Below are 23,990 nucleotides of genomic sequence, written 5' to 3' on the forward strand. Positions count from 1 at the left end.
GATGCTTCATACACAAGACATGCTTAATCTATCGGGAAAAGTAGCCGTAATCACCGGAGGCGCCTCTGGAATTGGACTTGCGACAGCTGAACTTCTTGCCAGCTTCGGTGCAGCTGCTATCCTTATTGACATTAATGAGGCGATGGGTGAGCAGGCGGTTAAAGGTATAAGGGAAAAGGGAGGCCAAGCGAGCTTTCAGCGCTGTGATGTGACCTCTTCAGCAGATTGCCAGCGTGCAGCAGCAGAAATTGATTCTGCTCATGGCCGAGTAGATATCTTGTTCAACAATGCTGGCGTTATTCGACGCAAGACTGTCGTAGAGCTGGAAGAACGCGACTGGGATCTCGTTTTGGATGTTTCCTTGAAGGGTGTCTATCTGCTCTCGAAATATATCATTCCTATCATGGAACGCAGCGGTGGAGGAAGTATCATTAATTCGGGTTCGGGCTGGGGTCTAAAAGGCGGAGATCGGGCTGCAGCTTATTGCGCAGCCAAGGCTGGCGTCGTGAATTTGACGAGGGCGATGGCTATCGATCACGGAATCGCCAATATACGTGTAAACTGCGTTTCACCAGGGGATACAGATACTCCGCTCCTGCGCGATGAAGCAAAGCAGCTGCAGCAGGACGAGGCAGCATTCCTTGTCGCCTCTGCCAGCGGTCGTCCGCTTGAAAGGCTTGGAACGCCGCGTGATATTGCGAATGCAGTTCTGTTCTTAGCAAGCGATATGTCTTCTTGGGTAACAGGAAGCGTGCTCGTTGTGGATGGCGGCGGTATTGCTTAAGAACGGCTAAAGGATACAACTAATTCTGACAACGATGAATGGAGGCGTTTATTTTGCCTAAGAACAGAACGTATGCCCATCCTTATATACCGAATACTGTACCTGAAGTTCGCGAAGCGATGCTGAAGGAAATTGGACTCACCTCGATGGACCAGCTTCACGACGGCATACCAGAGAGCTTAAAGCTGAATCATGAGATGAACCTTCCTCCAGCGATGACGGAATATGAGCTGCGCCGTCATATCGATGGCCTGCTTGCAAAAAATAAGCATGGTGCAGCATATCTGAATTTTTTAGGTGCGGGCTGCTGGCAGCATTTTGTTCCAGCTGTCTGTGATGAGATCAATCAGCGTTCCGAATTTGTAACGGCTTATGCAGGTGAACCCTATGAAGATCATGGGCGCTTCCAAACGTTGTTTGAGTATCAAAGTTTGATGGCTGAGCTAGTTGATATGGATGTCGTAAACGTCCCTACTTTTGACTGGGCGCAAGCTGCATCTACTTCGATTCGGATGGCAGGGCGCATGACAGGGCGCAAAGTTGCCTTGCTTCCAAGGTCGGTTGATCCTGACAAAGTGATGATCATCAACAATTATTGCACGCCTGTGATGGAGCTTCGATTCGTTGAAATCGACGAGGCAACGGGCAAAATGAGCTTAGATGATTTGCGCAGCAAGCTATCGAGCGATATCGCTGCGGTTTACTTCGAGAATCCTGGTTATCTAGGTATTATCGAAGATCAAGGGCATGAAATATCAGAGCTTGCGCATTCAGTAGATGCGATTTCGATCGTTGGTGTTGATCCGATCTCGCTTGGTGTTCTTCAGCCGCCGAGCCAGTACGGCGCTGATATCGTATGCGGAGATTTGCAGCCTCTCGGAATGCACATGAATTATGGCGGGGGGCAAGCCGGTTTTATTGCAACCCGTGATGAAGAGAAGTATGTCATGGAGTATCCATCAAGATTGTTCGGCATTGTGCCTACGGAGGTAGAAGGCGAGTATGGCTTTGGCGATGTGGCATATGAGCGAACTTCCTTTGCGCTGCGTGAGAAAGGGAAGGAATCAGTTGGCACCCAAACTGCATTGTGGGGAATAACAGCTGGCGTCTACTTGTCCTTGCTTGGACCGACCGGCATGCAAGAGGTCGGAGAGACGATCATGCAGAAGTCGCAATATGCAGCGAAGAAGCTCTCAGCTATTCCAGGCGTTACTCTTCGATTCGGAGAAGCAGCCTTCTTTAAAGAGTTTGTTGTTGATTTTAATCATACTGGCTTAACGGTCGCTCAGATAAACGCTCAGCTCTTGGAAGCAGGAATTTTTGGAGGCAAGGATTTGTCGGCTGCCTTCCCGCAGTGGGGACAAACTGCACTGTACTGCGTGACGGAAATACATTCGCAGCTTGATCTAGATCGCCTGGCAGACACGATTCAAACGATCGTTCGCAAATGAGGTTTGACTTATACAGAGGAAGGACGAAAGCGCCATGAAACGAATTCGCAGGGACCATAAAGTCCGAAATTTCCATCAAGCCAAATGGGATGAGCCGATCATATTTGAACTCCATCGTCAGGGCGAGCGAGGTGTCATTCCGCCTGGAACTGAGGCTGGGATTGTAGCTGAGGTAGGAGATGGTACCCAGCGCATACCTGCATCCATGCGTCGCAGCAGTGCGCCAGGGCTTCCCGAGATTGGTCAAGCAAAAGTACTTCGCCATTATTTGCGCCTCTCGCAAGAGACACTGGGCTCCGATTTGAACGTTGAGATCGGTCAAGGTACTTGTACGATGAAATATATTCCGCGTATTAACGAAATGCTGATCCGCACGCCGCATATGACGGAGCTCCATCCGTTGCAGGATGCAGGTTCTGTTCAAGGCATATTAGAAATTTTCTATAAAATGGACCTGGCCATGCGTGAAATTAGCGGAATGGATGCCTTCTCGTTTCAGCCAAGCAGCGGGACGCAAGCTTTGCTCGCGATGGCTTCCATCGTTCGTGCTTACCATGATTCGCGTGGGGAGGGAGATCAACGGGATGAAATCATTACAACAATTTTCTCCCACCCATCTCAAGCTGCGACAGCTGCAGTTAAAGGATACAAAATCATTACGCTTCATCCGGACGAAGACGGATTCCCTGATTTGGAGAAGCTGAGAAATGCGATATCGGAGAGGACCGCTGGATTTGTCGTAGCAAATCCGGAAGATACCGGTATTTTCAATCACCGTATTCGCGAGTTTACTGATTTGGTTCATGCAGCGGGCGGCATCTGCTTCTATGATCAAGCTAATGCTAATGGCTTGCTCGGCATTACTCGAGCGAAGGAAGCTGGCTTTGATATGTGTTTCTTCAACTTGCATAAAACCTTTGCTGCTCCTCATATGTGCGGCGGCCCAGCTACAGGTGCGTTAGGCGTGAGCGAAGCGCTTAAACCTTTCTTGCCGGGGCCGCTCGTTGATTATGTTGATGGCCAGTATGTATTAGCGAATCAGTCAGAAAGCAGTATTGGCAAAGTGCGCAGCTTCCATGGTGTTGCTCAAACGGTGCTTCGTTCTTATGCTTGGATCATGAGTTTAGGTCCAGATGGTCTAAAGGATGTTGCACAGACTGCAGTGCTTAACAATAACTATCTGTATCACAAAATACTTCAAATTCGCGGTGCAAGTGCACCCTACATCAAAGGTCGCCGCCTAGAGCAGGTTCGTTACAGCTGGAAGCAGCTTACCGAGGAAACGGGTGTCACAACCGAGGATATTACTCGTCGCATGTGCGATTTTGGACTCCATTATTGGACTTCCCATCATCCGTATATCGTGAAGCAGCCATTCACCTTAGAGCCGACAGAGTCCTATTCCAAAGAAGATTTGGACGAATATATTGACGCGCTGGAGCATATCTCGAACGAAGCTTATACGCAGCCGGATATTGTGAAATCTGCTCCGCATAACAGCACCGTACACCGAAATGATGAATCATCCCTTGATGATCCGAAGCAATGGTGCATTACGTGGCGGGCTTATTTAAAAAAGACGCAACCCGAATAAATATTGCTAATTAATGATAACTATTATTTTGCAAAAAAATCCGATGTCTTTCAAAAAGACGTCGGATTTTTTTTATAATGCGTATTGTGAAGAAGGAAGATGCGTTCGTTTTTAATTAGCGTTCCATACATTATTTTGCCAAGCTGCCAGCTGATTGTTTTTCTTTCCACATCATTGTAATGACAAGGCCAATCAACATGATGACAGCAGCAAAGAGATACGGATAGTTGATGTTTACATCAAATAATATTCCGCCAAGCGCAGGTCCGACGATATTGCCTAGGCTAGTATAGGTGGAGTTCATTCCAGCGATAAAGCCTTGTTCTTTCTCGGCTGTTTTGGATAAATAGGTCGTTAATGCTGGCCGCAGCAGGTCAAATGCGAGAAAGATAAAGGACGTGACTAGCAAAACAGCTAAAAAGCCGGAGATCATGGTGGATACTACTGCAAAAAATACGCCAGTAATCAAGCATATTTGGATAAGTTTTTTCTCACCGAGTTTATCTACCATTTTACCAAACATAAAGACCTGAACGACAACGCCGAAGATTGCACTAATTGTAATAACGGCTGCAATATCTTGAGGAGTGAAACCAAATTTATGATCAGAAAAAAGACTGAATACTGTTTCATACGCGGATAAGCCAAAGGCCAGTACAAACACAATGATAAAGGCGATAATGTATTGTGGTTGAAGCGATCGTTTCAAATCAGATACAAAGTTGGTCCCTTTTTTGAGCTGACTAATTTCCAGAAGCTCCTGTTTGGATAGCGGTTCTTTTAAAATAAACAGGGATGAAATACAGGTAATTAATGCGAAGCCAGCTGCAAAGTAAAATGGGGCACGCACGCCCAGCTCAGCAATAAAACCTCCGATGCCAGGACCAATAATAAAACCGATACTAATTGCGGCAGAAATATAACCCATCGCTTTGGGCCTTTCCTCCACAGAGGTAATATCAGCAACAAAAGCGGTTACGGCGGGCATAATAAATGCACCGCTAATACCTCCTAAAATTCTGGAAAAGTAAAGAACGGATACATGTGTGCCAAGTCCAAAGATTACCTCTGATATGCTAAAGAGGAATAAGCCGATAACGATCATTTTTTTCCTGCCGAAAGTGTCAATCCACCGTCCTGCAAGGGGAGACATAAGTAATTGCGCAAACGCAAAGGCCGCCATTAGATAACCCATCGATTGGCCTGATAAATGCATAATATTCATAAAGGATGGCATAACCGGGACAATTAGTCCCACGCCTAGAAAAACAATGAATATATTACTTAGTAGAATAAATAAGACGGTTTTTTGTTCTTTCAATGGTTTCTTCATGAAGTAATACCTCTCTCTGTAAAATCATAGCTGTGAAATACCTCTCCAAAATACAGTCCATGAGGCATTTAATTTATCCTGTAGACGTTTTTCATTATTCCCATAAGCAAGCTCTAACATCATGGAATCAACTACACCTAAGAAAGCAAGCGTAGGGATGGAGGCTATATCTTCCCTAATGGCTTTCGCCGCGATCCAATCATGAAATTTGCCTTCGAGTACGGTTTGAATCTTATTTTCCGAATCGAATACTTCCTCATTAATGGCTGGCGCCAAATGGAGAGGCGGAAAAAAAGACATACGCAGCCAAAACTTCAACTGCTCGCTCTGTTGAAACAAATCAATGACTAATTGCAGGTATCCAAATAAATCCTCTTTAGGATTTTGGGTTCCCACTTTACTCAAATAGTTTAGCTTCGATGAGACCTCTGCTTCTTTAGCATCTTGTAATACTTGTAGGAACAGATCATCTTTTCCTTTGAAATGAGCATAGAGAGACTGTTTTTTCATTCCGACATTGTCGGCAATTTGAGACAAAGATGCACCCTCATACCCATGAATTGTGAAAAATTTTAAAGCAATGTCTTTAATTTCTTGGCTTTTCAATAAGATCACCTCACATTAACGAACGTTCGTCAGTTATATTATCAAAAATTTTTTTCTTATGCAAATGAAAATTGCTTTGGCAGGCTAAAAAAGCTTATTTTGAATATAATAAGCTTAACTTCTTCTAAAGGATTGACAATCCGCTTCGTAGTAACTACAATGGTTACAACGGTGGTGATGCTAAGTGAAACAAATTAGTAGCAGATTTTCCATTGCTGTCCACATCCTTTCTCTAATCGCCGTCAGCTCCAATGATTGTACAGGTGATTATATTGCAGGCAGCGTGAATACGAATCCTGTCATTATCCGCAGAATTATGGGAATGCTCAAGAAGGCTGGCTTGGTGGATATTCGACCAGGAGTCGGGGGCGCTTCCTTGCTGAGAGATCGGGAACAGATCACACTTTTGGACGTTTACCGTGCTGTGGAAGTCATTGAGGATGGTCAACTGTTTAATTTTCATGATAATCCGAATCCAAAGTGTCCGGTTGGCCGAAACATTGAAGCAGCTCTTCGTTTGGAAATGAAGGAAGCTCAATCTGCGATGGAACAAAGGCTAGCTCAAGTAAACTTAAGCCAGCTCGCAGCTCATTTTGTGTAACAAAAAAGCTCATAGAGCTTTTTTTATACCTAAGTTGTAACCAAAGTGGTTATAACTAAAGGGCAATAATAATACATTAAACTAAATGGAGGAATTACGATGAAAATTTTGGTGACAGGTGTAACAGGGAAATTTGGAGCAATTGTTGTAGAGACTTTATTGGAGACTATACCGGCAGAGAATCTGGCTGTCAGCGTCCGCAATCCGGAGAAAGCCGAACACCTTCGTGCGCGGGGCGTGGATGTACGTCATGGGGATTTTGACCAGCCACAAACGTTAGACAAAGCGTTCGCGGGTATCGACCGTCTATTGATCGTGTCCACTGACGGCGATAACGAAACGAGAATTCGTCAGCATGCGGATGCCATAGCAGCCGCTCAGCGCGCTAATGTTGGTTTTATTGCATATACCAGTGTAGGAAATGCAAGCGAGAGCTCGCTTTTTCTTGCACCAGTACATCGCGCTACGGAAGAAGCTATTAAGAACACAGGAATACCTTATTCTTTCCTGCGCAATAACTGGTATTTGGAGAACGAGATCAGCAGCATTCAAGCGGTCCTTGGAGGTGCGCCTTGGCTGACATCAGCGGGTTCAGGCAAAGTAGGCTGGGCAACGCGTCGCGATTATGCAGTGGCAGCTGCGGCGGTCCTCGCTGGCGAAGGCCACGAGAATACCGTGTATGAGTTGTCCGGCAAGCTTGCGACGCAAGAAGAACTGGTTTCCATTCTTGCCGCTGTCTTGGGACGGGAAATTCCTGTTCAACAAGTGGATGATGCTACTTATGCCGGCATCATGAGCAGTGCAGGTGTACCTGAACCGGTTGTTCCTATTCTGGTTCAGATACAAAGTGCGATTCGCGATGGAGCATTGGAAGTGGAAAGCAATGATTTTCAGAAGCTGCTTGGTCGTCCAGTCACGCCGCTCGAAGAGGCTCTCCGTCAAATCGTAAACGAAATTCAGTCATAATTAAGCGGTAAATCAATTCTAGAGGTTGTCCCAGAAGGTCTTAAGTGACCGATGGGACGGCCTCTTTTTTATTAATTGCTAGCTCGAATAACAAGTTAATGACAACTATTGCTCCTTACTCCGTTTTCTATGATGCTTAATCACTGTGAGCACTAAAATCAGAAGAACGGGTAAGGTATAGGCAAGATTATTGAGCAGCGGCCATGTCACATTGACGAACTCCTCCAATTGAGATTCCTTCGTATAGGTGGTTAACGACAGCATGAGGCAAATGAATGCTACGGGAAATATGACCAAGCGTTCATTTTTCAAGCCTAGAAGTTCTTTCAACATTTTGATCAGGATGAGCAGGAGAATAGAAGCTTTGAAATAAAAGCCGATGATGAGCGAGAATCCGATGATGGATTCAATTCGCTCGATTACCTCCTGAAACGATATTAGCCGGGCTAGTTGGTACAAAGAGTATTTCAAGTCACCGGACAGTGGTCCCAGTACCATAATGCTGCTTATGACCGAGGCAATCAGCGTCAAGGAATTGATTACAAGCGCAAAGTACATATGTTTGCGCAGCTGAGCGTTCTCATCCTTGCGTACAAACGATAAGATGACCGAAAACACGACCATCTCGGAGTAGGGAAAACCATAAACTACATAAGAGGCGTTCAGGATTGGTCCAATTCCATCTGGCATCACAGGGAGCAGATATTGCGGGTTATACAGGTTTGAGACCAGAATCCAGATAAGAACAATACAGCCGAACATCAGAAACATTAATACAGCTGCCATCCGAGCAATGACCTCGATTCCTGCCATCGCTGTTACTCCGATCATAATGAAAAACAATGTGCTCACAGCATAGGTAGGGGTTTCTTTCATCATCGTATTCTTGAAGAAGATTCCGATTTCAATGACAACACCCGAAATATTCCAAAGTAATACGAAGGTGAAAGGGATCAATACCAAGAAGGTGAGTCCCTTTCCCAGTACGGAGCGGCCTTGCTCAACCAACGAAAGCTCTGGGGCTAACCGGTTTAAATAAAGAATAGCAGCCAGCAAAAGCATGCCTATCGCCGAGGCGATGAGAAGAGAGATCCATGCTCCATTGCCTGCAATGTTTGTTAAGGGCGCAGGGACAATGACGATGGAGGAGCCTGTCATGAAAAAAAGGAACAGCATGGACATTTGAATCGAACTGATACGTTCTTTTTGTTTCATGGGGTCTCCTCCAAATTTTATAAAACTCACGTATGCAAGGGATTGAGCCAACGAATGAAAAGTTTAGCCGGTTCGGTAAATAAATTAAAAATCATATCGAGGTTAGGCCATGGCTTAGCTATTAAAAAGATAACAGCAAGATAGAGGAGCGGCGCCAACATCGCTATGTACACAAGCCGATCTCGTTTGCTTGCGGTTTTCACTTTCGGGATGTCATGGATCAGCATAGCGGATGCTAACAGCAGGACGCAGATGAATTTTCCTAACACAGCTAGTGCTCCTTTTTCCCAAAAATCGTACCTGCGTTCATGCCCGTACTTAACACATGAACTTGAACGTGGGTTTGAAATTGCATTTGAGCAAGCTTATCATCCCAAATGGGTTCTAATTGTTTCCATAGTTTCGGGTTGTTCCGATAAATTTGATTACCGATTCCGAGCACATCAACTTTTTTTGCCTTAAAGGTACGGATTGCATGTTGAATCTGATGTTCGATTTGCTCCTTAATCGTTTGTTCAAAACGCTCCATATCTTGCTTGGTTTTAAGGTCTGAGCATCGCAGTTCTCCGGTTGTACCTTCAATCGTCATATGGATGTCGACGGTTATGTTCTCATCTGTCACTTTCGAAACCAATTGACTGTTTAAGTTGATTATTTCAAGCGATTCTTTGTTGTAGATCTGCTTCTTTTTTTCATGATTCATGCATGGAAACTCAAATACTCCATACTTATATTTATCTGTCAGCATCATCAGCGTTTCGGTATCTTTCTCCGTAAGAACCCCTACCATTTTCCCGTCTTGAATCAATGCGACCCCGGATATTGACGCTTTATTATCCAAGCTCTTTTTATGCAGGTAAGGCATAGCAGAGGTTTTGGAGGGACTGCTTAGCTGAATAGCGAGATCATATAGCGGAAGGTTAGACGTTTTCGCGGAATAGAGAGCTCCGGTCGTCTCCATCTTTCTATACTGTTGACCAATGGTCTGCTCGATAAACGGTTTAATATCGAGAAATGCTGCCGCCGATTTCTCAGCAATGATGGGAAGAATCGTGCCCCGTGGCTCATGGTCTCTTGAGAAAAAATCAAGCACTTCACGTATGTTCAACGTCCTGGCTAAATTCTCTTCGATGATAATGACACGCATATGATCCCATTTGGCTTTACGTCCGAATTTTACAGGGATCTCTCGCATCGCTTCAAAGAAGGTTTCTCCCGTTGTACGAATATTAATTCCTTTGGCTGCTATACTCGTTGCTGGATCGGATTGCATTTTGCTGGAAGGGTTATAAAAATGGGTTGTAATATCAACAAAATCACCTTCGCCTCGATCAATCGATATCGCTTGCACATAGCCATACTCGTCCAGTTCATTATTATCCCAGCATCCAGTAATCAAGCAAAGCACAAGAAATGAAGCGAGAAAGGAGAGGAGTGGCTTCACTATGATTTCTTCCTTCCTGCAGATTTTTTATGTAAATGTCGACTCCGAGGCGAATGAACCAGCAATCGTCTAGGCAGCACGAAAATCGCATCTCGCAGCCTTTTCAAATCCAGTGGAGCAAACGAATCTAGATAGGGCTCACCTAGGGATCGCAAAGTTGCTAGATGAATGTAAATGAGAATTAAGCCTACCATGATGCCTAACCCTCCAAACGTTGCTGCGAGAAACATTAACGGAAAGCGCAGAATCCGCAGTGCGATGGCCATGTTGTATTGAGGGAGCGCAAAGGAAGCGATGCCCGTCAAGGCCACGACAATGACCATGACCGGAGATGCAATCTGTGATTGAATAGCTGCTTGTCCGATAACCAGCGCCCCAACTATGCTGACGGCCGAACCGATAGGCCGAGGCAGACGAATGCCGGCCTCCCGCAGCAGCTCAAAGAAAAACTCCATAATCAACGCCTCAATCATAGCCGGGAAGGGGATGCCTTCACGTGTATCTAAAATGGCTAGCAGAAGAACCGTCGGTATGAGTTCGGAGTGGAATGTTGATAACGCGATATAAGTGCTGGGCAGCATGAGCGCTATGAGGAACGCAGCCAGTCGAATCAATCGAATTAACGAAGAAAAAATCGTCCGATAGTAATAATCCTCGCTGTTTGTAAAAAACTCAATGAACTTCCCTGGACAGATAAGAACCGAAGGGCTTCCATCGACTAATGCAATGATTTTGCCATCCAGCAAAGAAGTAACCGTCGTATCCGGGCGCTCCGTATACCGAACTTGCGGAAATGGGGAGTAGTTGGAATCATTAACCCACTCTTCCAGAAAGGAAATATCTATCATTTCTTCTTGATCTATACCCTCAATCTTTTGCTTAAACGCTTCTAATGTCTCCGGCTTTACGACGCCTTCCAAATAGCCGTAGGACACTTTTCTGTGAACCTTCTCCCCGGATATAAAATACTCAAATTTAAGTTCGGGCGATTTCAGCAAGCTTCGAATGACACCGATATTGCGGTCCAAGCTTTCAATGAAGCTGACATGCGGGCCTTGAACGGTAGGCTCCGTAATGGGCTCGGAAGTTTGACGCTGCTCGACATCAAGGGCAAAATAGGCGATAGCCTTAGGCCATCCGTCAAAAAAAATGACGACTTTGCCGTCCAGTATGCCTCTAACGGCTTGCTCCATATCGCTCATAAGCTCAACGTTTGGGGAAGCTATGCCATGATTCTCAAAATAATGGATAACGTCTTTAATCGTTACCGTCTCGGCAGGCCCGAGCTCATGCGGGACCAGATTTTGCAGCGTATCCTTTGCAAAATTCGTAACGGTCGTTTTAGTTAGCGTATCGAAATAGACGGTAAAGGCTGATTGCTCCAAGCCATGTCCATAACTCCAACGATATATTTTCAAGTCTTTGCAGTTGGCAAAAAAACCTTCGAGCGAGTTCAAGTTTTCTTCCAGAAGGGGAGAAATGTTCGGGTAAGATGGCTTGTCGGATGAAGTGTGATTAGGTGAAAAATTGGGCGGTTTCCGCATGCGAGTCTCCTATCCGAAGTGAAGTGTCGAATGATTACATCTTTTCCCTGTTGAGGAAAAGATATTCGGTTGCCATTGGATTGGGAGGAGAGTAAGAGCTAATGTCTATTCTGTTTACCTGTTATATTTTATTGCATGTATGAGATTGACGACTATAATAGGTTTAAAGAAGAGGGGATTGCAGCAACTTTATTTCTAGATTTATTACCAGGGCTAAACATCGTTAGAAGAAAGGCTGGCATGAGAGGGGACTGGCTATGTTTTATTCGTTAAAAAGTCGTTTGATTGCAATCTTTTGTTTACTATTCGTTTTATCCTTCGTCACACTGTCCATTCTTTTATTTAATGAGTCCCGTTCCATTATTCGCTCTTACATTGAATCTTCAGCACTGGAGAAAATGGATGAATACGGATCTTACATTGATATGGTTCAAACACAAATCTATGATTTAGCCTCTATCGTTTTTAATAGCGATATTACGAATAATTGGGATGCAGTAGCGTCTGATTCCGCATCCACGGAGGGAGAAAAAAATCTTGCCCATTACCGAATGAGCCAGTTTTTGACGCAGACAACGAACAGTTATTCCAGTGTTTCTGGTGTCGCCGTCTATCGTCAGGATGGCATGTGGGTCAGCAGCGGCAATTTAGTTGTGTCTAACGATTCCTTTCTGAAGGAAAAGTGGTATCTCGATTTTAAAAACGAGGATCAATACTGGATTCCGGCTCATACGGATGTCGCAGAGCTGCGAAATAACAACAAACATCCGGTAATCAGTATGCTGATGCCGATCAGTTCATTTGAGCCTTCACTAACAAAAAGTGTGATGAAGATTAATGTAAGCGCTGACTATTTTCTGGAGCCGCTAGGCAGAATCCATCTTGGGGAAAGCGGAACGATCTATTTATTAGATCAGCATGGCAAACCAATGCTGTCCCAGAACGAATACGGAGCCCATTCGGAGATGGTACGGCAGGTTGACGATTTACGGACAGGCTGGAGGATGCAGGGCGTCGTTTATTTAAATAATTTAAGCGGAGAAAAAGAAATTTTAGTATACAAAAAACTGCCGAAAACGAACTGGATGCTCGTTGGTTTCGTATCAGAGAAAGATTTGTATTCACAACTCTTTCGCCTGCGAAGCACGATTCTAATCGTTGCGGCTGTCTTGTTAATTGTGTCTTTGATACTGGCGACTTGGTTCTCGCATGGAATTACGAAGCCGCTTTCACGGCTGGTACTCGCAATGCGGCATGTACAAAGAGGCGATTTTGTACTTGCAGAGAGCCGTCTCGCGCCTGAGAAGAGGGTGCGCAATGAAGTGGGTTTTGCAACTGAAACATTCCGCAACATGGTTTCGAGATTGCGACTGCATATCAAAACCGAGTTTGAGCTAAAGCTGCTTAGGCAGCAAGCGGAATACAAAGCGCTGCTCATGCAAATTAATCCGCATTTTCTGTTTAATACGCTGGAGCTCATGAGCAGCTTAGCCATACAGCGACGGACGGATGATACGGTCGAAGTTATAGAATCACTAGGGAAAATGATGCGTTTCTCTCTTAAAATTAGCGATGATCTCGTTCCGTTGGAAGAAGAGCTTGTTTATGTGCACTATTATTTGTCGATCTTGAAAATTCGCTTCGGTGATCAACTGAACATAACGATTGAGGAGGAAGGCGACCTTTTAAGATTGTCGACGGTAAAATTTATTTTCCAGCCGTTGATAGAAAACGCCGTTAAATACAGCTTTATGCATCAATCCGAGGCAATCGTCCGCATACGTGTAAGCCATGCTGCGGGAAGGGTTCATCTAATCGTGTCAGATAACGGACCGGGGATGACAAGCGAGCAGCAGAAGAAGCTGCTGGAGCGATCGGAATCCGTTCAGCTGGAGCAAATTCTTACCAGCCGGAGCAGCCAAATTGGTCTAGGAAATGTTCTTGCACGCTGCCGTCTTTACTACGAATCACTATTTGAGGTCCGCATCGATTCTACGCTTGGCGAGGGTACAACGATAGAGCTCATACTACCAGCACAGGAGGAACACCAACATGTATAAAGTATTAATCGTGGATGATGAACCCGAGATCCGTCAGGGTCTAAAGCTTAAGGTGGACTGGGACAGTATTGGACTTATCATTGCAGGGGAAGCCTCTAATGGCGTCGAAGCGCTCGAGAGGCTTTCGGCAGAGGCTATTGATATTGTGATTACAGATATGAACATGCCTGTGATGGACGGTATGTTATTTTTAGATTCCTGTCACGAGCAGTACCCATCGCTGCGCCTGATCGTCATTACAGGTTATGAGGATTTTCATTATGCGAAAGCAGCCATTCGCAATCAGGCTCGCGAGTATTTGTTAAAACCTGTTGCTAGAAAAGAATTGACCGACACGCTTTCAAACGTAAAGAAGGAACTGGACAAGGACAGGCAAAGCCATGATCAGGCTGCTATGACGCAGTGGCGGCTCTCCCAATATTATAAGGAAATGAAAGAGCATTTTATCGTTCATCTCGTAAAGGAAGAGATTTTGCAGGAAAGTACTATAAAAGATCGTTCCCGATTGTTTGAGCTGGATTCATGGGATAAACGTGAGGTTAGGTTTATAACAGCAGGGCTATGGGAGCGAGGGGAATCCAACACTTCGGTCGACCGTACGCCGGACAAGTTTCGATTGCCGTTCGATATCATATCAAGAGAATGCGCAGACAAGTTCCAAGGGAAGATGGAGGTTTTTCGTGATACCAATTATCCTGGCCTCATGCATTTTGTAATCGCTGCGGATCATGAATTGGAGCGGGAATTTGCGGAGTTTCTGACTCAAAGCGTAAATAAGTACATGGCCTTTGAAATTAAAATAGGTACCGGTCAAACGGTAAGCGGATTTAAGCAGTGGAAAGAAGGTTATATTAGCTCTTTGCTGGCATGGAACATGCCATACGGCAAAGTTGCTGGACTAGCTCCCGCTTCTGAGGGGCATACGGCTATACCTGAGCATACCATTAAGGTTATTGAGCGGTATTTAATTCGAGGAGAGCTTTCATCGTTTGAAGCAGCGATTAGACAAGAATTACAGCGCGGAATGAAATCGCAGCTTCGTTTTGTCAAATTGATTTTCCAGCTTTACTTGATGCTTGAGACCATTGCGCATGAATCGCAAATCACTTTGGAGAGCGGCGAACAGCTTTGGCTAAGGCCGGAAATGACACTTGGACTCGATACAGTAGAGAAAGCGGAGCGGTTTCTGATGCGTATTGCAGCTAAAATAGAGCGCAAGCGGCAAAGCGACTCTCAGGAAAGCGACCCATCCTTGATTTTGGCAGCTAAGCAGTTTATTGACGAGAACTATATGTATGAATTAAATTTGACGATGATTGCAGAGAAGTACAATTATAATTCATCTTATTTCTCAGAAATGTTCAAAGCTAAAGTAGGCAAAACCTTTATTCACTATTTGAATGAAGTACGAATTGCTGAGGCTGTTCGGATGCTAAAAACAACAACGCTGAACCTTTGGGATATTGCAGAGCTTACTGGATTCTCCAATGCAAGCTACTTCAGCTCCAAATTTAAAAGGATGTACGGAATGACTCCATCGGATTATCGTCAGCAGCAATCGGAATTAAAATCAGAAAAAAATGATAGTGAACACCCAAAGAATTAGCATTCTATGTTCATAGCCCCTCCCTTATGATGGAACTACATCAATAAGAGAGGGGTATTCATGATGAGAAAAAGCCTCAAGCCGCTTAGCAATCAGCATAACTTAACCGCATATACCTTTTTGCTGCCATGGCTGATCGGGTTTTTCTGCCTGACGCTCGGTCCAATGCTTGGATCGTTTTATTTGTCGCTCACGAAGTATGATTTATTAACGTCGCCAAAATGGATTGGTTTTTCAAATTATATTAACATTTTTAAAGATGACGAAACCTTCTCGAATTCCTTGTGGCTTACAATCAAATACGTGTTCATTTCCGTTCCGCTGCGTCTTGCTTTCGCGCTGATGGTCGCTATGGTTCTAAACAAAGGTATTCGAGCGCTAGGCATTTACCGTACCGTGTACTATATCCCTTCGTTGCTCGGGGGCAGTGTCGCTATTGCGATTGTGTGGAGACAGATTTTTGATGGCAGCGGCCTTGTGAATCAGTTTCTTGGCTGGTTCGGCATTCAAGGACCTTCGTGGATTTCCCATCCGAGCTACATTGTTTATACCATTATTTCATTGTCCGTGTGGCAATTTGGTTCAGCGATGGTAATCTTCCTTGCAGGCCTTAAACAAGTGCCACTTGATCTGTATGAGGCAGCTCAAGTAGATGGAGCAGGCAAGGCGCGTCAATTTTTTCGCATTACGCTTCCTATGATTTCTCCCGTTATTTTCTTTAATCTCGTGATGAGCATTATTAATTCTTTTCAAGCGTTTACACCTGCATTTGTCATTGGCGACGGCCGTGGAGGCCCGCTTGATGCGACCATGTTCTACACCCTGTACTTGTATATGAAAGGCTTCTCGTTCTTCGATATGGGTTATGCATCCGCGTTAGCCTGGATTATGCTGCTGATCATCGGGGCGTTTACAGCCATTATTTTTGCAACATCGAAATATTGGGTATTTTACGGTGACAGCAAGGAAGGGAGGTAAGGCAGCTATGCAAGTGAGAAAGTTAAATGGATTAACTAAACATACGATCATCATCATCTTTGGCATCGCCATGCTTTACCCGGTACTCTGGTTAATAAGCAGCTCTTTCAAGCCTAATGAGCTGATCTTTACACAGCCGGGATTATGGTCAAGCTCATTCACTCTGGATAATTACATTAACGGCTGGCGCGGCTTTCAGGGAATCGCATTTAGTAAGTTTTTTGCAAACTCATGGCTGATATCGATTCTAAGCGTGCTTGGCAATGTGATTACGTGCTCCTTAGCAGCCTTTGCGTTCGCGCGGTTGAATTTTAAGTTTCAGAAGCTTTGGTTTTCGTTAATGCTGGTGACGATTATGCTTCCCTATCATGTGACGCTTGTTCCGCAATACGTCATCTATAATGAGCTGCAATGGATCAATACGTATTTTCCGCTCGTTCTGCCAAAATGGCTGGCGCATGATTCCTTTTTTATTCTCATGATGGTGCAGTTTATCCGCGGAATTCCGAGAGAGCTGGATGAAAGTGCGACGATTGACGGCTGCAGTCCGCGGCAAATTTATTTCCGCATTATCATTCCGCTCTTAGTACCCGCTTTGATATCCGCCGCTATTTTCACTTTTATTTGGTCATGGGATGATTTTTTCAGCCAAATGATCTACTTGAGTGATATTAAGCTGTTTACAGTGCAGCTGGGAATTCGTTCTTTATTTGATCCTACTGGTCAATCGGATTGGGGCGCGCTGCTTGCCATGTCGGCATTGTCGCTTGTGCCAATCACGCTAATATTCCTTATTTTTCAACGCTATTTCTTGGATGGCATCGCAACTACCGGTTTGAAATGATAATGTGTATTCTTGCTTGATAACCGAAAAAATTGATAATGAATACCCGAAGGAATGAAATTCCGTATAAACGGAAATCAGGGTAGCATCACAAGTGAAAGCGAATTCATAATAGAGTATTGGGGGAAATCAAAATGAAACAGCGGTTGCTTATTTTGGCTTTAGGAATGTTAATGGTGTTCACTGCGGCATGCTCAGGTGGTACGGGCAGTGGAGGATCAAGCAATGAAAAAGAGAAAAACGGAAATGAGTCAAGTGAAGCAAAACAAGTAGAACTGCGCATTATGTGGTGGGGAGATCAAAAGAGGGCGGATATTACAAACGAGGCGTTGAAAATTTTCCAAGAGAAAAACCCATCCATTAAGGTTGTTGGCGAGTTTGCCCCATCCACTGGCTATTTCGATAAGCTTAATACGCAGCTTGCTTCCGGCACAGCGCCAGACATTTTTTTCTTAGGAGGAAATGTGGTCGATTATGCGAATAAGGAAGTGCTTCTAGATCTTTCTCCATACGTGGATAAAGAGCTTAATTTAAGCGATATGGATCAATCGATGATTCAATACGGCACGATCGGCGGCAAGCTTCTTCATATTTCTGCTGGTGCTAATGCACGCGGAGTCGTTGTGAATAAGACGATGTTCGAGAAAGCGGGCCTTCCCGTTCCTGAGGATGGTTGGAATTGGGAAGACTTTGCACGAATCAGCAAAGAGATCTCGGACAAACTGGGCAGCGGTGTCTATGGTACTTACAACATGTCCATTGATGGAATGGATATCGGCCTGAAGCAGCAAGGTAAACAGCTTTATGATATGGATAAAGGGACGCTGGGCTTCGAAGAGGCTGACGTGTTAAAATGGTTCCAATATTGGGATGAAACGATGAAAGCCGGCGGTGTTGTCCCTTCCGAGCTGCAAGTATCCAATCCTCCCGGCGATACAAGTAAGTCATTAGTTGTCACAGGAAAAGTAGCGATGAGCTTAATTCCGTCCAATCAATTGGCAGCATTGCAAGGACTTACGCAAGATGAGCTGATTATGGTACAGCTGCCGCGCGGCGAGAAGGGAACAGGCGTAGTATTCGAGTCAAGCCAAGGTTTGTCGGGTTATGCCAAGACCAAACATCCAAACGAGGTAGCGACGTTGTTGAGTTTCTTCATTAATGATCCCGATGTTGCTAAATTGTTAGGCAATGATCGCGGTGTACCAGTGGTTGCGGCTAACCGCAAGCTTCTTGAAACTAGCGCAAACAGCGTAGAGAAAATAGTTTATGACTACACGAGCCGCGTTTCAGAAGCGACAAACAAGGAGCCGTTTGCGGTCAGCTACAATCCTCCGGGCTTCTCTGAATATTCCAAGCTTGCCGAATCGACGATGTATGAAATTGGTTTCGGACGCAAGAGCGTAGAAGTGGCTGTTAAGGACTTTTATAATGGCACTCTGAAAATATTCAAAAACAATCAATAGTTTCCTGTGAGTTGGGATTAGCAATGCATGAATAGACAGGCTGCCTCGCGGCAGTCTGTTTTACATTTAGTCGAGAAAGCATTTAAATCGGAAAAGCGAGGCGATTAGGATGAGCGAATCATTGCTGAAGCAGCTTCGAGAGCTGTCTATAGATGAGAAGATTGGCGAGTTGAAGATTCCATCTCATAAAAATAGCCTTGAGGAATGGAAGCAATCCGGAATACGTTTTACTACACGTTCAGGCAAGCTTGAGCAGGTCTATTATGCAGCAGTGCGCAAACTGCTTGATTGTATTGTTCCAACGGGCGGCGAAGAGCCGATTTTGCAAGAAGGAGGAATCTATCTCGGCTGTTGGCTGGAAAGTACAGGAACGATTAATGCTGAGCTGCTTTCTCGCTTTATACCTTCCGTATCGGATGCAACTTTCCGCTCGTTTGCCGTGCACCAGCGTGAGGATGGTTTGTTGCCCTATAAAGTAACGGAGCATGGTCCTGCATTTCGGCAGATTCAGCTGGTGACGCCGCTTGCACGCAGTATATGGAACCACTATAAGCTGAATCAAGCGGGGAAGCCGTTTTTGCAAACGATGTATACTGCGATGGCAAGCTACGATGAGTGGCTGGTTCAATACCGAAATACCCGTGGAACAGGTTGTGTAGAGGCATTCAGTACTTTTGATACGGGGCATGATCTTTCACCGCGGTTCTGGCATGTCCCTGACACCCCTCATCTTAATGATGCAGCGCAAATGAATCCTGATTCACCGATATTACCTTTTTTGGCGCCGGATTTAACCGCAAATGTGTATTGTCAACGTCTTTACTTGGCTCGTATTGCAGAAGAGCTTGGGCTTCCTAGCAAGCAGCACTGGCTAGCGAAAGCCGAAGAGAGCTTAACGAGCTTGTATCGTTATTGCTTTGATGAAGAGGATCATTTCTTCTATGATCGAGACCGAAACGACGAGCTAGTGCGAGTACAATCGGATGTGCTGCTGCGCGTAATGGCATGCGAAGTAGGGGATCAGGCTTTTTTTGATACGATGCTCAGACGTTATTTATTGAATACAAGCAAATTTTTTGCCAAATATCCATTTACTTCGATGGCTATGGACGATCCGCGCTTTGATCCGTTCTCTAGCTACAATAGCTGGGGAGGCGCATCGAACTTCCTTAGCTTGATTCGCGCACCTCATGCTTTCGAGCATCATGGACGTCACGTTGAACTCACTTGGGTGATGTACCCGATCTTAGCTTCATTTACCAAAGCAACCCGCTTTGCGCAGGCGGTTAGCCCGTGGACGGGAGACGAGGGATTTACTGAGGCGTATTCTCCATCGATATTGTGCCTGTTAGATTATGTAGAGCGTTTATGCGGTATTTTGCCTAGACCAGACGGCGAACTATGGTTTACGGGACTTGTACCCTACAATATGGATCATGGAGAAGAGATTACTGGTGAGACAGGCTACAGCCGAATCGTGGATGGTGTTACCTATGAACTGTTAAATTTGCAGACGGGGTCGGAGTTGTATCGGAATGGAGAAAGCTTCATCCGTTTTCCAAGCGGCATTCGCGTGATTACCGATCGTGAGGGTCAATTGAAGGGGATCATTGGTATGAGTGTGCGTGAGATTCAGGGTGCAATGATTTATAATAATCAAGAGATTCCTTTTCATGTGAAAGGCAATGAGTATTTGGCCTATGAGAACGGCAAGTTTAGTGTGGAGCGTGCAATTGGCTTCGTAAATCCAACTTACCGTTAATTGCGGGGTTGAAAAGTGATTGTTGAGGTTCATTGTGCAACAAAGAACAAGCCTTGAACCCGATTGGGCTCAAGGCTTGTTTTGTTATTGAGGCAGCTGTGACAGACGACGTTCCCTTATCAGCACGATAGACATAATCGTTATTGAAATAGAGACTAGCGCAATTGGAATGACGAATATGGATGGATCGTACCCTTCGATAAATAATGGTAACAAATATCCGATTAATGATGCCGTTAGTGAAATGAAAACGTACAAGCTAGCGCCGAATCCGGTCCGGCCTGCGAACATGCGCTGCACATACCCCATCGCTACTCCGTACAAGATGGATACAAAAAAAGAATAAATCGGCTGAATGAGGAAAAAAACGATTAATGGCGAGTGCAGGGCATAAATCGTATAAGTAATAAGCGCCCCAAAGCCGCCGATTAAAATAATTATTTTGCTGCCGTATTTCGCCGCCCAATACCCGGCGATGGTCATGAACAACAGCTCGAATACGGCTTGGGAGCTCCAAATATATGACATATATTCCGGCTTGCCGAACAACGTTTTTACAACAAGCGGCAAATACAATCCGCGAATGGCATCTGCGCATGCAAGCAGCAGCAGAGCGATTAACATAATGAGGGAAAAAGGCTCACTCGCCCCCATATTAGCTTGTTTTTTCTCTTCAGAGTGTTCCCGGTAGAACAACAGCAGGATAACGAGCATAGCGTAACCTGCAAAATTGCCCCATAATACACCTTGAAACGTAGCAATCAAATACAAATTCGCTCCTGCCAGCAAACCGCAAAAAAAACCAACACTGTACCCTGCGCGCAGCCAAATTTGTGCCATCTCCACAATATCCCCGGCAAGTCTAGCAAAATGATTCCGAGATATAGCGAACAATTGTCCCATAATGAGTCCGGACGGAGCGCTCACAACACACATGCCGATCAGTGCCTGGACATAACCTTCTGCGTTCATGTAAATGAACAAACCGACGAGACATAACAAAGCAGCGACAATGACCAGTCTTTTTCTGCTGCGCAGCTTATCGCTTAACAGTCCAACTGTAATCGTAGTTCCCATATTGAGCAGCAGCGACACAACGAAGATCGATACAACTTCATTCTTTGAAAGCCCGATGCTCTCACTTAAATAAATTGCATTCATCGGTGCTAGAATGCCCATGCCGATGCCATAACAAAATAAGGTGAAAAGCATCCTGCCTGCACCATCCACTTGCAAAAAACGTTTCATATCTGCGGCAATACGCATCTTCAACCTGCTCCATTCTCCTCGTGATCTTGCCAAATTCTAACAAAGTGTAGCTCACTTTTCTCTTGTTGTCTAGAAGAAAACAGTGGCTTTATACAGAGACAAGAGCCAATAGTTGGAGATATTAGTAAATGAAATCGTAACCCCTTGCTGATCAGGGCATTAAAATGAATACTTTTCTGTAACAAAACACCTTTGTTATTTGTCATATAAGCAAAAACTTGAGGTGATCATTATGATTGAGCTCAAAACAGCCTATGACGCAGTCATTATTGGCGGAGGTTTGTCTGGTCTGACAGCTTCTATTTATTTGGCTAAAGCAGGATTACGTGTGCTGCTAGTCGAAAAGTCCAATCGATTGGGCGGTCGAGCGTTAACGGTGAAAAAGAAAGGAGCGTATCTCAACCTGGGTGTGCATGCTTTCTATCAGGATGGGGTAGGCGAGGAAGTGCTAAAAGAGCTTGATCTCAAGCTAAAAGGTGCCAATCCACCACCATCAGTGGCCGCAATATGGAACAATAAAGTGTTTCCTTTACCAACTGGACCCGTTCAATTGATGACATCTAAATTGTTCTCGTTTACCGGGAAAATAGAGCTAGCACGGTTTATGATGAAATTAGCTAAAATCGATACAACGAAACTCGAAAGGGTAACATTCCGAGAATGGGCTGAAAAGGAAGTTCAAGATCCGATGATTAGGCATGTTATTTATTCGATTTGTCGGACGAACACCTTTGTACCGCACCCAGAGCTGCTAATAGCCTCAATCGCTGTGAAGCAATTGCAGCGAACGTTTGGCGGAAAGGCATTTTATATTGAAAAGGGGTGGGTAAATCTTGTAGATGCGCTAAAGCAAAAAGCAGAGCAAGCCTCGGTTACGATTGTGACTGGTCGTTCAGTAGTTGGAATTGTACCAGACAAAGCAGGTTTGCGAGTCAGTTTTACGGATGGAGAGTCATTGGTGATTTCGTCTGTCATCGTGGCCGCTGGTCTAGGAGATGCATGCAAGCTTGTAAAGGACGCTAATCAGAACCTGCTTTCTAATTGGAAGGAGCAAGCGCATACGATAAAAGCGGCTTGTTTGGATCTTGTATTGCATCGTCTACCGAATCCAAGCGCGTCCTTCATCGCTGGCTTCTGGTTGGATGCTCCTATTTTTTATAACAACCCAACCTCCGTTGCGAGCCATAACGACGATGGGGATTCTGTCGTCATTCATATGATTAAGCAGCTTGGAGAAAATCCGAGCTATCCCAAAGAGGATGAACAGCACTTGGAGCAAGCGCTGGATCTTATGCAGCCGGGATGGCGCGAAGTAGAAGCTACCCGTCAGTTTTTACCGAATATAACGGTTGCTCATGATTTTGCTTCTATTGATAAGAATGGCATTTATCCAGGGCCGGAAGTTCCGGAAATCCCAGGTCTTTATGTTGCGGGAGATTGGACCGGTCATGTTGGAGAAACTTTGGTTGATGCTGTGCTTGCTGGCGCTAGAAGAGCCGCACAAGCCGTAATTAGACAACATAAAGGTATGAATGGGAGTGACATGTGAATATGGAACAGCTATATGTTGAATTGAAGCCGTTATTATTTTCGCTCGCTTATCAAATGATGGGCAGTGTCGCGGATGCGGAGGATATTGTTCAGGACGCGTTTATCTCTTTGCATGAAGATCAGTCTGATCATATTCAGTTTATTAAAGCGTATATGTGCAAAGTAGTTACGAATAAATGCCTGAATAAGTTGAATTCGACAAGCAGGCAGCGGGAATTGTATGTGGGGCCATGGCTGCCAGAGCCTCTCGTTACGAGTGGTGTTAACTCAAACGATCCGCTCCAACTATACATTTCGAAGGAAATGTTGTCTACCGCATACTTGCTGTTATTGCAGCAGCTGACCGCCGTAGAGCGTGTTGTTTTTCTACTAAGGGAGCTATTTCATTATCCATTTCAAGATATTGCCGCTATTCTCGATAAGAGCAGCGGAAACTGTAGGCAAATTTTTTATAGGGCAAAAAAAAGCATAGGGTCCTCTTCCAGCAGTAAATTGGCTCCGCAGGAGATTGCTAGTCCTATGATGGAGGAATTCGTAAACGCGATCATTTCTGGCAATATCAATCGCATGCTGGCGATTCTTTCCACGGAAACAGTATTGTATACGGATGGAGGCGGCAAAACAAATGCGGCTCTGCGTCCGATTGTTGGGCAAAATCTTATTATCCGTTATTTTACGGCGATTAGGCCGGAAGTTCCTTCAGATTTCACTTGTGATGTTGTTGAACTAAATGGAAATAGCGGCATTGTGATTAAGTCTGGTCAGCTTACGTTTTCGGTTATTACCTTTCATATCAAAGACAACGTCATTTCGGACATTTATATCGTCATGAATCCAGAGAAGCTGCGCCATTTTAATAGATAGAAAATAAATAAAAAAACAACCATAACAGCAGAGATGCAGTTATGGTTGTTTTGGC

Annotated in this window: 20 protein-coding genes; 13 read left to right on the forward strand and 7 right to left on the reverse strand. The window is 44.8% G+C overall.

The annotated features are described in order from the left end of the window. Position 1 precedes the first annotated feature (1 nt). The 3 genes from BK120_RS26380 to gcvPB are packed head-to-tail and all read left to right on the forward strand — an operon-like array spanning position 2 to position 3,829. Entirely contained in the window at positions 2 to 784 is a 783-nt protein-coding gene (locus tag BK120_RS26380; RefSeq protein ID WP_076270534.1) for an SDR family NAD(P)-dependent oxidoreductase, read from the forward strand. Between the two features lie 38 nt (positions 785 to 822). Then, positions 823 to 2,235, forward strand: coding sequence for an aminomethyl-transferring glycine dehydrogenase subunit GcvPA (gcvPA, locus tag BK120_RS26385; protein WP_076270489.1), 1,413 nt, complete (start codon positions 823 to 825; stop codon positions 2,233 to 2,235). A 34-nt stretch (positions 2,236 to 2,269) separates the two neighbouring features. Beyond that, positions 2,270 to 3,829 (forward strand): aminomethyl-transferring glycine dehydrogenase subunit GcvPB, encoded by a 1,560-nt coding sequence (gene gcvPB, locus BK120_RS26390; RefSeq protein ID WP_076270490.1) that lies wholly within the window; start codon positions 2,270 to 2,272, stop codon positions 3,827 to 3,829. Between the two features lie 130 nt (positions 3,830 to 3,959). Here gcvPB and BK120_RS26395 read toward each other — a convergent pair whose 3' ends face one another. Then, positions 3,960 to 5,162, reverse strand: a complete 1,203-nt coding sequence (locus tag BK120_RS26395; protein ID WP_076270491.1) for an MFS transporter — start codon at positions 5,160 to 5,162, stop codon at positions 3,960 to 3,962. A 24-nt stretch (positions 5,163 to 5,186) separates the two neighbouring features. Further along, positions 5,187 to 5,768, reverse strand: a complete 582-nt coding sequence (locus tag BK120_RS26400) for a TetR/AcrR family transcriptional regulator (RefSeq protein ID WP_076270492.1) — start codon at positions 5,766 to 5,768, stop codon at positions 5,187 to 5,189. 184 nt (positions 5,769 to 5,952) lie between these two features. Here BK120_RS26400 and BK120_RS26405 point away from each other — a divergent pair, with 184 nt between their 5' ends. Together BK120_RS26405 and BK120_RS26410 are read left to right on the forward strand one after the other, a co-directional pair. Next, positions 5,953 to 6,369 (forward strand): Rrf2 family transcriptional regulator, encoded by a 417-nt coding sequence (locus BK120_RS26405; RefSeq protein ID WP_076270493.1) that lies wholly within the window; start codon positions 5,953 to 5,955, stop codon positions 6,367 to 6,369. Positions 6,370 to 6,468: 99 nt separating this feature from the next. Next, complete coding sequence (locus BK120_RS26410; RefSeq protein WP_076270494.1) at positions 6,469 to 7,335, forward strand: SDR family oxidoreductase; 867 nt, start codon at positions 6,469 to 6,471, stop codon at positions 7,333 to 7,335. A 105-nt stretch (positions 7,336 to 7,440) separates the two neighbouring features. Here the strand turns inward: BK120_RS26410 and BK120_RS26415 are convergent, their stop codons facing one another. Genes BK120_RS26415 through BK120_RS26430 form a run of 4 tightly spaced genes read right to left on the reverse strand, consistent with a single transcriptional unit; the run spans position 7,441 to position 11,538 of the window. Continuing rightward, positions 7,441 to 8,550: a GerAB/ArcD/ProY family transporter gene (locus BK120_RS26415; RefSeq protein WP_076270495.1), complete on the reverse strand. Its 1,110-nt coding sequence runs from the start codon at positions 8,548 to 8,550 to the stop codon at positions 7,441 to 7,443. 26 nt (positions 8,551 to 8,576) lie between these two features. Then, on the reverse strand, positions 8,577 to 8,819 hold the full coding sequence (locus BK120_RS26420) for a hypothetical protein (RefSeq protein WP_076270496.1): 243 nt from the start codon (positions 8,817 to 8,819) through the stop codon (positions 8,577 to 8,579). 2 nt (positions 8,820 to 8,821) lie between these two features. Next, positions 8,822 to 9,994 carry a Ger(x)C family spore germination protein gene (locus BK120_RS26425; protein WP_076270497.1) on the reverse strand — a complete coding sequence of 391 codons (1,173 nt, stop codon included), beginning with the start codon at positions 9,992 to 9,994 and terminating at the stop codon, positions 8,822 to 8,824. Then, positions 9,994 to 11,538 carry a spore germination protein gene (locus tag BK120_RS26430; RefSeq protein ID WP_083682490.1) on the reverse strand — a complete coding sequence of 515 codons (1,545 nt, stop codon included), beginning with the start codon at positions 11,536 to 11,538 and terminating at the stop codon, positions 9,994 to 9,996. Before BK120_RS26430 ends, BK120_RS26425 begins: the two co-directional genes overlap by 1 nt. Positions 11,539 to 11,795: 257 nt before the next feature. Between BK120_RS26430 and BK120_RS26435 the strand changes: the two genes are divergently transcribed. The 6 genes from BK120_RS26435 (at position 11,796) to BK120_RS26460 (ending at position 20,251) form a co-directional block, all read left to right on the forward strand. Beyond that, positions 11,796 to 13,598 carry a sensor histidine kinase gene (locus tag BK120_RS26435; protein WP_076270498.1) on the forward strand — a complete coding sequence of 601 codons (1,803 nt, stop codon included), beginning with the start codon at positions 11,796 to 11,798 and terminating at the stop codon, positions 13,596 to 13,598. Then, entirely contained in the window at positions 13,591 to 15,204 is a 1,614-nt protein-coding gene (locus BK120_RS26440; protein WP_076270499.1) for a response regulator, read from the forward strand. The genes BK120_RS26435 and BK120_RS26440 overlap by 8 nt, the downstream gene beginning before the upstream one ends. A 63-nt stretch (positions 15,205 to 15,267) precedes the next feature. Next, entirely contained in the window at positions 15,268 to 16,182 is a 915-nt protein-coding gene (locus BK120_RS26445; protein WP_076270536.1) for a carbohydrate ABC transporter permease, read from the forward strand. A 7-nt stretch (positions 16,183 to 16,189) separates the two neighbouring features. Further along, positions 16,190 to 17,026: a carbohydrate ABC transporter permease gene (locus BK120_RS26450; RefSeq protein ID WP_076270500.1), complete on the forward strand. Its 837-nt coding sequence runs from the start codon at positions 16,190 to 16,192 to the stop codon at positions 17,024 to 17,026. Between the two features lie 134 nt (positions 17,027 to 17,160). Further along, a complete protein-coding gene (locus BK120_RS26455) occupies positions 17,161 to 18,489 on the forward strand; it encodes an ABC transporter substrate-binding protein (protein WP_076270501.1) in 1,329 nt (442 codons plus the stop codon). 109 nt (positions 18,490 to 18,598) lie between these two features. Then, positions 18,599 to 20,251 (forward strand): MGH1-like glycoside hydrolase domain-containing protein, encoded by a 1,653-nt coding sequence (locus BK120_RS26460; protein ID WP_076270502.1) that lies wholly within the window; start codon positions 18,599 to 18,601, stop codon positions 20,249 to 20,251. A gap of 84 nt (positions 20,252 to 20,335) precedes the next feature. Here the strand turns inward: BK120_RS26460 and BK120_RS26465 are convergent, their stop codons facing one another. Continuing rightward, complete coding sequence (locus BK120_RS26465) at positions 20,336 to 21,517, reverse strand: MFS transporter (protein ID WP_076270537.1); 1,182 nt, start codon at positions 21,515 to 21,517, stop codon at positions 20,336 to 20,338. A 235-nt stretch (positions 21,518 to 21,752) separates the two neighbouring features. On the opposite strand from BK120_RS26465, the gene BK120_RS26470 reads away from it, so the two are divergent. Continuing rightward, a complete protein-coding gene (locus BK120_RS26470) occupies positions 21,753 to 23,069 on the forward strand; it encodes a protoporphyrinogen/coproporphyrinogen oxidase (RefSeq protein ID WP_076270503.1) in 1,317 nt (438 codons plus the stop codon). A gap of 2 nt (positions 23,070 to 23,071) precedes the next feature. Continuing rightward, entirely contained in the window at positions 23,072 to 23,935 is an 864-nt protein-coding gene (locus tag BK120_RS26475) for an RNA polymerase sigma-70 factor (RefSeq protein WP_076270504.1), read from the forward strand. Positions 23,936 to 23,990: the final 55 nt, after the last annotated feature.

The sequence above is a fragment of the Paenibacillus sp. FSL A5-0031 genome, assembly GCF_001956295.1.
GTDB lineage: Bacteria > Bacillota > Bacilli > Paenibacillales > Paenibacillaceae > Pristimantibacillus.